Here is a 12,737-nt window from a genome sequence, read left to right on the forward strand (position 1 = left end):
TCCGTTCATGGTTGATATCCCTCCGATACTGCACGTACGTTTCTTCCGCACAGACGCTGGGAATGAACCCGTTCGCGAGTGGCTGACTGACCTCCCCCGCGAGCACCGACGGAGGATCGGGACTGATATCAAGACCGTTCAGATTGGTTGGCCGATAGGCATGCCGGTGGTTCGCAAGCTGGACACTGGATTATGGGAGGTTAGGATTGACCTTGGCGACACCATTGCTCGCATGCTTTTCACCGTAGTGGGCTCCGACATGGTTCTGCTTCACGGCTTCATCAAGAAAAGTCAGAAAACCCCGCCCACCGACCTGACAACCGCCAAGCAGCGCAAAGCAAGACTATGAGGCACCGTAAATGAACAAGCATATTGGATCTGATTTTGACGACTTTCTGGTCGAGCAAGGCATCGCCGAAGAAGTTTCCGCAGCTGCGCTCAAACGCGTTATTGCCTGGCAGATTGCCGAAGCAATGAAGCTTCAGAAAGTGACCAAAAAGGCCTTGGCACAGCGGATGCACACCAGTCGCACTGCCGTTGACCGTGCACTGGATCAGAACGATGCGGGAATGACTCTCGCAACGCTAGCCAGCGCAGCGCGTGCGCTGGGTCAGAGGGTGGAGGTTCGGCTGGTTCCTGAGCGGGAAGAGGCTCACGCATAAGCGCTGTCGTGGCAAGGGAGCAAGTTCCCTCGCCACAGAGCCGTCGCTTCGACGGGACTTTTTTGTTCGGCTTTCGATTTATCGCGAGCAAGCTCGCTCCCACAGTGGTCGGGTGTTGTTCACAAACCTGTGCTCAATACTAAATCTCCTGTGGGAGCGAGCCTGCTCGCGATGAGGCGGGCATTCACTGCATCAAATCCAAGGCTCTACCCGTCCCAGTATTTATTTACCCAACCCCAAATTCGCCTCCGCCAGATCCAGCTCCGCCAGCACCTCACGCAACACATCATCGCCAATCTGGTGCTGGCGACTGAGGCGATACAGCTCCAACCGCTGCGCTCGGTACGCCTTCAAACGCAATCGGCGCTCCAGCAGGTCCATTTCGAACGCCAGCGCCTGGGCTTCGGCCGAGTCGTTGAATACCTCAAGCTGATGACGATACTCGGACATCAGCCGCGCCTTGACCTCCGTCGCCAGCGCCGCCGTGGCCGCGTCAGGCGCGGCTGTCTCGGCCGGTTCCTCCACTTCCAAGGCATGAATCGCCGCTTCAGCGGTTTTACGCCAGGCCTCACGGACTTCGTTGCGGCGCTTGTCGTCCGGCCCCTTCTCGACGCCGCGCAACAGCAGGGGCAAAGCGATGCAAGCGGCGACCAGTGACAGCAGAATCACCCCCGCAGCGATGAAAATCAGCAAGTCGCGCTCAGGAAACGCCTCCCCCGCCTCCAACAGCAACGGCACCGACATCACGCCCGCCAGCGTTACCGCCCCGCGCACGCCGCCAAACGTCAGCAACCAGCAAGAGCGCGCGTTCGGCACCAGGGTCAACTCGCCCTTGCCGCGCCAGCGGCGCAACAGCCCGGACAAGCGCCAAATGCTTTGCACCCAGACAAAACGCAACACCAGCAGCACCAGGAAAATCGCCACCACATCCAGGCAGCGGTAGAACAACATCGGCCACAACGTGGTCTCGTGGCTGGTCACGGCTTTGATGATGTCCGGCAGTTGCAAGCCCAGCAGCAGGAAAATCAAGCCATTGAAGGCAAATTCCAACAGCGCCCAGACACTGCGATTGAGCAGCCGCGTGCCGGTCTGGCGCGGCAGCAGGTCAAGCCAGCTCTGCATCATCCCAGCCGCCACCGCCGAGAGAATGCCCGAGGCACCCAGGCGTTCAGCCAGCACATAAGCGGCAAACGGCAGCAACAACATGAACACCACATGGGTAGCGGGATCGTCCCAGCCCCGGGCGATCATCCATGCCCGCAAGCGTCCCACCAGCCAACTCAGGGCCACGCCTACCAGCAGGCCACCGACAGCGACCAGGACAAAAGTCAGGCTGGCACTGGCCAGGGAGAACACCCCGGTGATGGCCGCTGCCACAGCGAACTTGAAAGTCACCAGGCCCGACGCATCGTTCATCAGTGCCTCGCCCTGGAGCATGTGCATCAACGGCGCGGGCAAGCGGTCCCGGGCGATCGCCGACACCGCCACCGCGTCGGTCGGCGACAGCACCGCCGCCAGGGCGAAGGCCACCGGCAACGGGATGCTCGGCAATAACCAATGAATGAAATAACCCGCGCCGACCACCGTGAACAACACCAGCCCGACCGCCAGCGTCAGGACCGGCCCGCGCAGGCGCCACAGCTCGCGCTTGGGCATGCGCCAGCCGTCGGAGAATAACAACGGCGGGAGGAACAGAAACAGGAACAACTCGGGATCAAGCGCCACATGCAGCCCCAGCGATGGCCAGGCCAGCACGGCGCCGGCAGCGATCTGCACCAGGGGCAACGGCAGCGGGATCAATCGTCCGACCAGGCGCGAGACGCCCACCAGCATCAACAGGATCAGGACGGTATAGGCGCTTTGCATAACAACTTTCCAGTGACAGCCACACACATCCGGCAACAGCTTGCCGTTGAAGTGCCATATTAACCGCTTAGCATTGGCCTGGCCGTTACACCTATGTCGCAATCCACCTGCTGTGGGAGCGAGCCTGCTCGCGAAGGCGCTCGGTCAGTCATATTGCCGTCGACGGAATAACCGCTATCGCGAGCAGGCTCGCTCCCACAGGTTCGAAGATGCATGACGATCTGGGCCGCCGCGAAACCGTCCGGTCATGGCATAATCCTTCACCTTTTATTTCCAGCACCTGCAAAGGGGGCAGTTCCTTGACCGATTCAAGCAAAACGTTGCACCTTTTCGGCATCAAAGCCTGCGACACGATGAAAAAGGCCCGCACCTGGCTCGATGAACACGCGGTGCATTATGACTTTCACGATTACAAGACTGCCGGCATCGACCGTGAGCACCTGGCCCAATGGTGCAACGAGCATGGCTGGCAAGTGGTGTTGAACCGTGCCGGTACGACCTTTCGCAAACTCGACGACGAACGCAAAGCCGATCTCGACCAGACGAAAGCCATCGAACTGATGCTCGCCCAACCCTCGATGATCAAGCGCCCGGTGCTCGATCTCGGTGACCGAACCCTGATTGGCTTCAAGCCAGATATCTATGCGGCAGAGATCAAGTAAGCCTGCCCAGTCCATTTTGTTGAGGTAATTTTCATGTCCACTACCCTGTTCAGCCTGGCCTTCGGTGTAGGCACTCAAAACCGTGAAGGCGCCTGGCTGGAAGTCTTCTACGCCCAACCGCTGCTCAACCCGTCGGCCGAGATCGTTGCCGCCATCGCGCCGATCCTTGGCTACAGCGAAGGCAACCAGGCCATCACGTTCACCACGGCCCAGGCCTCGCAACTGGCTGAAGCGCTGCGCAACGTCGACGCCGCGCAAGCCAAGCTGCTGACCCGCCTGGCTGAAAGCCACAAGCCGCTGGTCGCCACGCTGCTGGCCGAAGATGCGCAACTGACCTCCACGCCCGAGGCGTACCTCAAACTGCACCTGCTGTCCCATCGCCTGGTCAAGCCCCACGGCTTGAACCTGGCCGGCATTTTCCCACTGCTGCCGAACGTGGCCTGGACCAGCCAGGGCGCGATCGACCTGGCCGAACTGGCCGAGCACCAGCTCGAAGCCCGTCTGCGTGGCGAGTTGCTGGAAGTGTTCTCGGTGGACAAATTCCCGAAGATGACCGACTACGTGGTTCCGGCCGGCGTGCGTATCGCCGACGCCGCGCGCCTGCGCCTGGGCGCCTATGTGGGCGAAGGCACCACGGTGATGCACGAAGGTTTTGTCAACTTCAACGCCGGTACCGAAGGGCCGGGGATGATCGAAGGCCGGGTCTCGGCGGGTGTGTTCGTCGGCAAGGGCTCGGACCTGGGCGGCGGTTGCTCGACCATGGGCACCCTGTCGGGTGGTGGCAACATCGTGATCAAGGTTGGCGAAGGTTGCCTGATCGGCGCCAACGCCGGCATCGGCATTCCGCTGGGCGATCGCAACACCGTGGAGTCGGGCCTGTACGTGACGGCAGGCACCAAGGTTGCGCTGCTGGATGAGAACAACCAATTGGTCAAAGTGGTCAAGGCTCGCGACCTGGCCGGCCAGCCGGACCTGCTGTTCCGTCGCAACTCCGAGACCGGCGCAGTGGAATGCAAGACCCACAAGTCGGCCATCGAGCTGAACGAAGCACTGCACGCGCATAACTGAACCGCTTCACACCTCACCTGTGGGAGCAATCTTGCTCCCGCAGGGTCCGGCGTAACTCCAGCAGGGCCCGAAAGCATGTTGATTCCATCCCCCTGGCGTGCCGATTTTCCGGCCCTCGCCGCCCTGCAACGGCAAGGCCAGACCTATCTGGACAACGCCGCCACCACACAGAAACCCCAAGCCCTGCTGGACGCTCTGGCGCATTACTACGCCAACGGCGCGGCCAACGTGCACCGGGCGCAGCATCTGCCCGGCGCACTGGCCACCCAGGCGTTCGAGGACAGCCGACTCAAGGTTTCCCAGTGGCTCAATGCGGGAAATTGCGGACAGATCGTTTTTACCCACGGCGCCACGTCGGCGCTGAACCTGCTGGCCTATGGGCTGGAAAACCTGTTCAACCCGGGCGATGAGATTGTCATCAGCGCCCTCGAACATCACGCCAACCTGCTGCCGTGGCAGCAACTGGCCGAGCGCCGCTCGCTGGCGCTGGTGGTGCTGCCCCTGGATGCCGACGGGGTGATCGATACAGAGGCCGCCACCAGGCTGATCGGTCCGCGCACCCGCCTGCTGGCGGTGAGCCAGTTGTCCAACGTGCTTGGCACCTGGCAACCGGTGCCGGCGTTGCTGGCGATGGCCAAGGCGCAAGGTGCGCTGACGGTGGTCGATGGCGCACAGGGCGTGGTCCACGGTCGCCATGATGTGGAGGCGCTGGGCTGCGACTTCTATGTTTTTTCCAGCCACAAGCTTTACGGTCCCGAAGGCCTGGGCGTGCTGTTCGGCCGTACCGACGCCCTCGCTCGACTGCGTCATTGGCAGTTCGGCGGCGAAATGGTGCAAACGGCTGATTACCACAGCGCCACGTTCCGCCCGGCGCCGTTGGGTTTCGAAGCCGGCACGCCGCCCACCGCCAGCGTGATCGGCCTGGGAGCGACGCTCGACTATCTGTCCGATCTCGACGGGCAGGCGGTTATCGACCATGAAACCGCGCTGCACGATTATCTGCTTCACGGCCTGCTGGCGCGCAACGGCGTGCGGCTGGTGGGCAACCCACAACTGGCGCTGGTCAGCTTCGGCGTCGAAGGCGTTCATAACGCTGATCTGGCGCATCTGTTGACCGAGCAAGGCATTGCCGTGCGCGCCGGGCATCACTGTGCGATGCCGCTGTTCAAGCAATTGAAGCTTTCCGGGGCGATTCGTGTGTCGCTGGCGCTGTACAACGACTCCGCCGATATCGAACGGTTCTTCGAGGCGCTGGATCAGGCCCTGGAGATGCTGCGATGAGCCTGCCTGCCGATGCCGCTGCGGCATTGCGGATTTTCCAGGACGCCTCCGGCTGGGAGCAACGCGCCCGGCTGCTGATGCAGTGGGGGGATCGCTCGCCACCGCTGAGCGATGCAGACAAGTGCGAGGCCAACCTCGTCAACGGCTGTGAAAGCCAGGTATGGCTGGTGGGTCGGCTGCATGATGGGCACTGGCAGTTTTCCGCCAGCAGCGATGCGCGCTTGATACGCGGGTTGGTGGCGTTGTTGCTGGCGCGGGTCAACGGGTTGTCGGCTGAGGATTTGCGCCAGGTCGACTTGCCGGACTGGTTCAATCAGTTGGGGTTGTCACGGCAGTTGTCGCCCTCGCGCAGCAATGGCTTGAATGCGGTGCTGAAGCGGATGCGCGAGCTGGCTGGATAACCGCCAAAAAGCATCGCGAGCAAGCTCGCTCCCACAGGGGCTCAGGATATACGCAATACTGTATTCAGCCCGATCCAATGTGGGAGCGAGCTTGCTCGCGATGAGGCCATCAGCCCCACCTTCAAACCTCAGGCTTAAGCCGGTCCGCCGGCCGCCGCACACCCGCGACGATCTTGTCCACAGCCTTGGTCGCCGCGACCATGCCGAACGTCGCGGTGACCATCATCACCGCGCCAAACCCGCCAGCGCAGTCGAGCTTGACGCCGTCGCCGACAAAACTCTTCTGCAGGCAGATGCTGCCGTCCGGTTTCGGATAGCGCAATTGCTCGGTGGAGAACACGCAGGGCACGCTGTAATGACGGGTCACGGTGCGCGAGAAACCGTAGTCGCGGCGCAAGGTGGAGCGCACCTTGGAGGCCAGCGGATCGTTGAACGTACGGTTGAGGTCGCAGACCTGGATCAGCGTCGGGTCGATCTGCCCGCCTGCGCCGCCGGTAGTGATGATCTGAATCTTGCGGCGCTTGCACCACGCGATCAACGCAGCCTTGGCGTTGACGCTGTCGATGCAGTCGATCACGCAGTCGATGTTCGGCGTGATGTACTCGGCCATGGTGTCGCGGGTGACAAAGTCGGCCACCGCATGCACGGTGCAATCGGGGTTGATCCTCCGCAGCCGCTCGGCCATCACCTCGACCTTGGGCTTGCCGACAGTGCTGTCCAGGGCGTGCAACTGACGGTTTGCGTTGCTGACGCAGACGTCATCCAGGTCGAATAGCGAAATCTCGCCCACGCCACAACGGGCAATGGCTTCCGCCGCCCAGGAACCAACGCCGCCGACGCCGACAATCGCCACATGCGCCGCCCGCAGGCGCTCCAGGCCTTCGATGCCATACAAACGGGCGATGCCGGCGAACCGTGGATCTTCTGTACTCATGACCATTACCCCAAAAACCGGCGCGCATTATAGGGCTTTGCCGTGGTAATTCGAGCCGTTCGCAAAATGAAACTCCATCCTCCTTATCCTCCTTGTGGGAGCGAGCTTGCTCGCGATGGCGTCAGTCCAGCAATAGAGTATCGACTGATCCGCCGCCATCGCGAGCAAGCTCGCTCCCACAGGATTTGTGCTCCTCCTGTCCCGCAGCAAGGGCCCATGACGATCGTTTTGCTATAAGATAACCGCCATTTTGCGCGAACCAGCCCGCGCCAGCACTAGCCTTGCGTCCACACTATATTCCGGAGTTTCCATGACGGCCCACGCCGACCTCTCGCCGACCCTGCAACTCGCCTGCGACCTGATCCGCCGTCCGTCCGTGACGCCGGTGGATGCCGATTGCCAGAAACTGATGATGCAGCGCCTGGGCGACGCCGGTTTCAAGCTCGAACCCATGCGTATCGAGGATGTGGATAACTTCTGGGCCAGCCATGGCAAGCATGACGGTCCGGTTTTGTGCTTCGCCGGTCACACCGATGTGGTCCCGACGGGTCCGGTACAGGCCTGGCAGCTCGACCCGTTCGATGCGGTCATCGACGAACAGGGCATGCTCTGCGGCCGTGGCGCGGCGGACATGAAAGGCAGCCTGGCGGCGATGGTAGTGGCGGCCGAACGGTTCGTCGCCGACTACCCGGATCACCAGGGCTCGATCACCTTCCTGATCACCAGCGACGAAGAGGGCCCGGCCCACCATGGCACCAAAGCCGTGGTCGAGCGCCTCAAGGCCCGCCAGGAACGCCTGGACTGGTGCATCGTCGGCGAACCATCGAGCACCACGCTGGTGGGTGATGTGGTGAAGAATGGCCGTCGCGGCTCCCTCGGCGCAAAACTGACGGTGCGCGGCAAGCAAGGCCACGTGGCTTATCCACACCTGGCGAAGAACCCGATCCACCTGGCCGCGCCTGCCCTGGCCGAATTGGCCGCCGAGCACTGGGATCACGGCAACGATTTCTTCCCGCCGACCAGTTTCCAGATCTCCAACCTCAACTCCGGCACCGGCGCGACCAACGTGATCCCCGGTGACCTGGAAGCCGTGTTCAATTTCCGCTTCTCCACCGAGTCCACCGTCGAAGGCCTGCAGCAGCGGGTCGCCGACATCCTCGACAAGCATCAACTGGACTGGAACATCGACTGGGCGTTGTCCGGCCTGCCATTCCTCACCGAGCCGGGCGCACTGCTCGACGCCGTGTCGTCGAGCATCAAGGACGTCACCGGCCGCGAGACCAAGGCCTCCACCAGCGGCGGCACCTCCGACGGTCGCTTCATCGCGACCATGGGCACTCAAGTGGTTGAGCTGGGGCCGGTCAACGCGACGATCCACCAGGTCAACGAACGCGTGCTGGCCGCCGATCTCGACGTGCTGACCGAGATCTACTACAAGACGCTCATCAAGTTGCTCGCCTGATGCTCGCCTGCCCGATCTGCAATGAACCCTTGAATGCGGTGGAGAACGGCGTGGCATGCCCCGCCGGGCATCGTTTCGACCGCGCGCGCCAGGGTTACCTGAACCTGCTGCCGGTGCAGCACAAGAACAGCCGCGACCCTGGCGACAATCAGGCGATGGTCGAGGCCCGCCGCGATTTCCTCAACGCTGGCCATTACGCCCCGGTCGCCCGGCGCCTGGCTGAACTGGCCGCCGAACGTGCGCCCGGACGCTGGCTGGACATTGGCTGTGGCGAAGGTTATTACACCGCGCAACTCGCCGACGCCCTGCCCGACGCCGATGGCTACGCCCTGGATATTTCCCGCGAAGCCGTCAAGCGCGCCTGCAGACGCAACCCCCAACTGACCTGGTTGATCGCCAGCATGGCGCGGGTGCCGCTGGCGGACGGCTGCTGCCAGTTCCTCGCCAGCGTGTTCAGCCCGTTGGACTGGCAGGAGGCCAAGCGCCTGCTCAGCCCCGGCGGCGGCTTGATGAAAGTCGGGCCTACCAGCGGCCACCTGATGGAGCTGCGCGAGCGGCTGTATGACGAGGTTCGCGAATACACCGATGACAAACACCTGGCCCTGGTGCCGTCGGGGATGGCGCTGGATCACAGTGAAACCCTTGAGTTCAAGCTCACGCTCGACAACAGCCAGGATCGCGCCAATCTGCTGGCGATGACGCCCCACGGCTGGCGCGCCAGCGCCGAACGCCGCGCCAGCGTGATCGAGCAGGCCGAGCCGTTCGAGGTGAGCGTGTCGATGCGCTACGATTATTTCGTTCTTCAGTAACCTTTTTATTCCGGGCCTCGGACAACTGTCCGGGGCCAGTTAAATCCGCGAATGGATTTTTCGAGACCGCAGTGAGGACATCCATGCGCCAACCCGATATCGAGATTTACCTCAAGGACGCCGACGTCGACCACAAGGCGATCGCCGCCTGGCTCGGCCAGGCCCTCGGCCCGTGCAGCGACTGGGTGCAGAAAGGTCAGACGTACAAGTGCAAGGCCGGCGACATCCCCGTGACCTGGTTGCCCAAGGCTGTAGGCAAATGGAACAGCCTGTACCTGGAAAGTGACCAGACCCCGTGGGAAGACGACATCGCCTGCGCCCGCGCCGCCTTCGCCGCGCTGAACGTCGAAGTGCGCTGCGCGCCGGGGTCGTGGGTGGAGGAAGAAGGCGAGGATTCGGCGGATCGCTGGATGCGCATCAGCGCCGATGGGGAAGAAGAGATTACCTGGAAGACGGCGTAAGGCTGGCTTCTGATCAACGGTGATCCCTTGTGGGAGCGAGCCTGCTCGCGAAGGCGGTGTGACGGTATATAACTGATCACCTGACACAGCCTTCGCGAGCAGGCTCGCTCCCACGGGGGATTTGCGGCGATTGCAGGAGCGGCTTACAACCCCACCACATCCTCAGCCTGCAAGCCCTTCTGCCCTTCCACCACCGCGTATTCGACCTGCTGGCCTTCGGTCAGTGAACGGTGGCCTTCGCCACGGATCGCGCGGTAGTGGACAAACACATCCGCCCCGCCTTCGCGCTGGATGAAGCCATAACCCTTGGCGTCGTTGAACCACTTCACACTGCCAGTTTCGCGTGCTGCCATGATGCTCACTCCCGTTCTTGTTTTCTGAGCCGGCTTTTCGAGGGAAAGCCGTACGCGTTTCAGCCGCCGTCCCACCGTCCGTCGGAAGGCCGGGGCAGTAACTGGCCGAGTATATGACACCCGGAAAAACTCTCAACTGACTTTACTTCGCCGCTTTTTTGCCGATTTTCAGTGAATCCGGCACACTAGTACCGCTTGCTCTTATCCACTCACGCAGAAGCCGTATGACCCGTTCCCCGTTCCGCCGTCTTGTGTTTGGCACCCTGCGCCGGCTGTTGTACCTCTGGGTTCGCTCCGAGACCATCAACCAGTCGTCCTTCACCCTCAACCTCGACCGCAGTCGTCCGGTGTTCTACGTCCTGCAAGATCCTTCGCTCACCGATCTGGTGGTGCTCGACACCGAGTGCACCAAGGCCGGCCTGCCACGTCCGGTGCTGCCCGTCTCGGTGGGCGGCCTGCTGGAGCCGGCGGCGTTTTTCTACCTGACGCCGGCGCCGGACTGGCTCGGGCGCCAGGACAAACGCGGTGCGCCGCCGACCCTGACGCGGCTGGTCGACGAACTGACCCACAACGCCGCCGAGGACGCCCAGATCATTCCGGTCAGCGTCTTCTGGGGCCAGTCGCCCGACAGCGAGTCCAGCCCCTGGAAGCTCCTGTTCGCCGACAGTTGGGCGGTCACCGGGCGCCTGCGTCGCTTGCTGAGCATCATGATTCTCGGGCGCAAGACACGGGTGCAGTTCTCCGCGCCAATTCATCTGCGCGAACTGATCGAGCACGACAAAGGCCATGAACGCACCGTGCGCATGGCCCAGCGGATCCTGCGGGTGCACTTTCGCAATCTGAAAGCAGCGGTTATCGGCCCGGACATTTCCCACCGGCGCAACCTGGTCAAGGGTCTGTTGAACCAGCCGCTGGTCAAGCAGGCCATCCTCGAAGAGGCCGAACGGGAAAAGATCCCGGCTGAAAAAGCCAAGGCCCAGGCCCTGCGTTATGGCAATGAGATTGCCTCGGACTACACCTACACCGCGATCCGTTTCCTGGAAGTGGTGCTGAGCTGGTTCTGGAACAAGATCTACGATGGCATCAAGGTCAACCACATCGAAGGCGTGCAGAACGTTGCCCAAGGCCACGAAGTTATCTACGTACCCTGTCATCGCAGCCATATCGACTACCTGCTGCTGTCGTACCTGCTGTTTCGCAATGGCCTGACACCCCCGCATATTGCCGCCGGCATCAACCTCAACATGCCGGTGATCGGCGGCCTGCTGCGCCGTGGCGGCGCGTTTTTCATGCGTCGCACGTTCAAGGGCAACCCGCTTTACACCGCCGTGTTCAACGAATACCTGCACACGCTGTTCACCAAGGGCTTCCCGGTGGAGTATTTCGTCGAAGGCGGCCGTTCGCGCACCGGGCGCATGCTGCAGCCGAAGACCGGCATGCTCGCCATTACCCTGCGTAGCTTTTTGCGCTCCTCGCGCATGCCGATCGTCTTCGTGCCGGTGTACATCGGTTATGAGCGCGTACTGGAAGGCCGCACCTACCTCGGTGAACTGCGGGGCGCGAGCAAAAAGAAGGAGTCGATCTTCGACATCTTCAAGGTCATCGGCGCCCTCAAGCAACGCTTTGGCCAGGTCGCGGTCAACTTTGGCGAGCCAATCAAGCTGGCGGAGTTCCTCGACGGCGAACAACCCGGCTGGCGCCAGCAGGAGCTCGGTCCGCAGTTCAAACCCGACTGGCTCAACGCGACCACCAACCGCCTCGGCGAACGTGTCGCCCGCCATCTGAACGAAGCCGCGGCCATCAACCCGGTCAACCTGGTCGCGCTCGCGCTGCTGTCCACCAGCCGTCTGGCCCTGGACGATCATGCCATGGCCCGCGTGCTGGACCTGTACCTCGCGTTGCTGCGCAAAGTGCCATATTCACCGCACACCACCTTGCCCGAAGGCGATGGCCAGGCGCTGATCGCGCACGTCAAAGGCATGGACCTGCTGTCGGAACAGAAGGACGCCCTGGGCAAGATTCTGTATCTGGATGAGCAGAACGCGGTGCTGATGACCTACTACCGCAACAATGTCCTGCACATCTTCGCCCTGCCGGCGCTGCTCGCCAGTTTCTTCCAGAGCAGCTCGCGCATGAGCCGCGAACAGATCCTGCGCTACACCCGGGCCTTGTATCCGTACCTGCAGTCGGAGCTGTTCATTCGCTGGTCGCTGGAGGAACTGGACGCGGTGGTAGACCAGTGGCTCGAAGCATTCGTTGAACAAGGCCTGCTGCGTTTCGAAAAAGACCTCTACCTGCGCCCGGCGCCGAGTTCGCGGCATTTCGTGCTGCTGACGCTGCTGTCGAAAAGCATCGCCCAGACCTTGCAGCGTTTCTACATGACCGTCTCGCTGCTGCTCAACAGCGGGCAGAACAGCATCAGCGCCGAAGAACTGGAGGACCTCTGCACCGTCATGGCCCAGCGCCTGTCGATCCTGCATGGGCTGAACGCACCGGAGTTCTTCGACAAAAGCCTGTTCCGCCACTTCATCCAGACAATGCTCGATCTCGATGTCCTGCGGCGCGACGAAGCAGGCAAGCTGAGCTATCACGATCTGCTCGGCGAGCTGGCTGAAGGCGCGGCCAAGCGGGTGCTGCCGGCGGAAATTCGTCTGTCGATCCGCCAGGTGGCGTTGCATCGCAGCGAAGATGCGGCGGATCAGGGCGTTCCGACGGCTGCGGACTGAACCCTGGGCGCCTGGTTGCATTCGGGCGCCCTGAATATGAAGATCCCTGGCA

General features: G+C 62.3%; 13 protein-coding genes. 10 read left to right on the forward strand and 3 right to left on the reverse strand.

Annotated features, from left to right (window positions below; genetic code table 11):
• Positions 1-7 precede the first annotated feature (7 nt).
• Entirely contained in the window at positions 8-349 is a 342-nt protein-coding gene (locus tag J3P91_RS21820) for a type II toxin-antitoxin system RelE/ParE family toxin (RefSeq protein ID WP_434601719.1), read from the forward strand.
• 10 nt (positions 350-359) lie between these two features.
• Positions 360-662, forward strand: coding sequence for a Fis family transcriptional regulator (locus tag J3P91_RS21825; RefSeq protein WP_434601720.1), 303 nt, complete (start codon positions 360-362; stop codon positions 660-662).
• Between the two features lie 222 nt (positions 663-884).
• Here J3P91_RS21825 and J3P91_RS21830 read toward each other — a convergent pair whose 3' ends face one another.
• Complete coding sequence (locus J3P91_RS21830) at positions 885-2,528, reverse strand: Na+/H+ antiporter (protein ID WP_434601721.1); 1,644 nt, start codon at positions 2,526-2,528, stop codon at positions 885-887.
• A gap of 353 nt (positions 2,529-2,881) precedes the next feature.
• On the opposite strand from J3P91_RS21830, the gene J3P91_RS21835 reads away from it, so the two are divergent.
• From J3P91_RS21835 to J3P91_RS21850, 4 genes are all read left to right on the forward strand, one after another.
• Positions 2,882-3,190, forward strand: coding sequence for an arsenate reductase (locus tag J3P91_RS21835; protein WP_434605203.1), 309 nt, complete (start codon positions 2,882-2,884; stop codon positions 3,188-3,190).
• Positions 3,191-3,223: 33 nt separating this feature from the next.
• A complete protein-coding gene (dapD, locus tag J3P91_RS21840; protein WP_434572101.1) occupies positions 3,224-4,258 on the forward strand; it encodes a 2,3,4,5-tetrahydropyridine-2,6-dicarboxylate N-succinyltransferase in 1,035 nt (344 codons plus the stop codon).
• Positions 4,259-4,333: 75 nt separating this feature from the next.
• Positions 4,334-5,539 carry an aminotransferase class V-fold PLP-dependent enzyme gene (locus J3P91_RS21845; protein ID WP_434601722.1) on the forward strand — a complete coding sequence of 402 codons (1,206 nt, stop codon included), beginning with the start codon at positions 4,334-4,336 and terminating at the stop codon, positions 5,537-5,539.
• Complete coding sequence (locus tag J3P91_RS21850; protein ID WP_434601723.1) at positions 5,536-5,940, forward strand: SufE family protein; 405 nt, start codon at positions 5,536-5,538, stop codon at positions 5,938-5,940. The genes J3P91_RS21845 and J3P91_RS21850 overlap by 4 nt, the downstream gene beginning before the upstream one ends.
• Positions 5,941-6,061: 121 nt before the next feature.
• Here J3P91_RS21850 and tcdA read toward each other — a convergent pair whose 3' ends face one another.
• Complete coding sequence (gene tcdA, locus J3P91_RS21855) at positions 6,062-6,874, reverse strand: tRNA cyclic N6-threonylcarbamoyladenosine(37) synthase TcdA (protein ID WP_434601724.1); 813 nt, start codon at positions 6,872-6,874, stop codon at positions 6,062-6,064.
• 310 nt (positions 6,875-7,184) lie between these two features.
• Between tcdA and dapE the strand changes: the two genes are divergently transcribed.
• From dapE to J3P91_RS21870, 3 genes are all read left to right on the forward strand, one after another.
• Positions 7,185-8,336 (forward strand): succinyl-diaminopimelate desuccinylase, encoded by a 1,152-nt coding sequence (gene dapE / locus J3P91_RS21860; protein ID WP_434601725.1) that lies wholly within the window; start codon positions 7,185-7,187, stop codon positions 8,334-8,336.
• Positions 8,336-9,145, forward strand: a complete 810-nt coding sequence (locus J3P91_RS21865) for a putative RNA methyltransferase (RefSeq protein WP_434601726.1) — start codon at positions 8,336-8,338, stop codon at positions 9,143-9,145. The genes dapE and J3P91_RS21865 overlap by 1 nt, the downstream gene beginning before the upstream one ends.
• 83 nt (positions 9,146-9,228) lie before the next feature.
• Positions 9,229-9,606 (forward strand): hypothetical protein, encoded by a 378-nt coding sequence (locus J3P91_RS21870; protein WP_434601727.1) that lies wholly within the window; start codon positions 9,229-9,231, stop codon positions 9,604-9,606.
• 143 nt (positions 9,607-9,749) lie between these two features.
• Here J3P91_RS21870 and J3P91_RS21875 read toward each other — a convergent pair whose 3' ends face one another.
• A complete protein-coding gene (locus J3P91_RS21875; RefSeq protein ID WP_003198198.1) occupies positions 9,750-9,959 on the reverse strand; it encodes a cold shock domain-containing protein in 210 nt (69 codons plus the stop codon).
• A gap of 224 nt (positions 9,960-10,183) precedes the next feature.
• Between J3P91_RS21875 and plsB the strand changes: the two genes are divergently transcribed.
• Complete coding sequence (gene plsB / locus J3P91_RS21880; protein WP_434601728.1) at positions 10,184-12,685, forward strand: glycerol-3-phosphate 1-O-acyltransferase PlsB; 2,502 nt, start codon at positions 10,184-10,186, stop codon at positions 12,683-12,685.
• Positions 12,686-12,737 lie beyond the last annotated feature (52 nt).

Source organism: Pseudomonas sp. Z4-7 (assembly GCF_051131965.1).
GTDB lineage: Bacteria > Pseudomonadota > Gammaproteobacteria > Pseudomonadales > Pseudomonadaceae > Aquipseudomonas.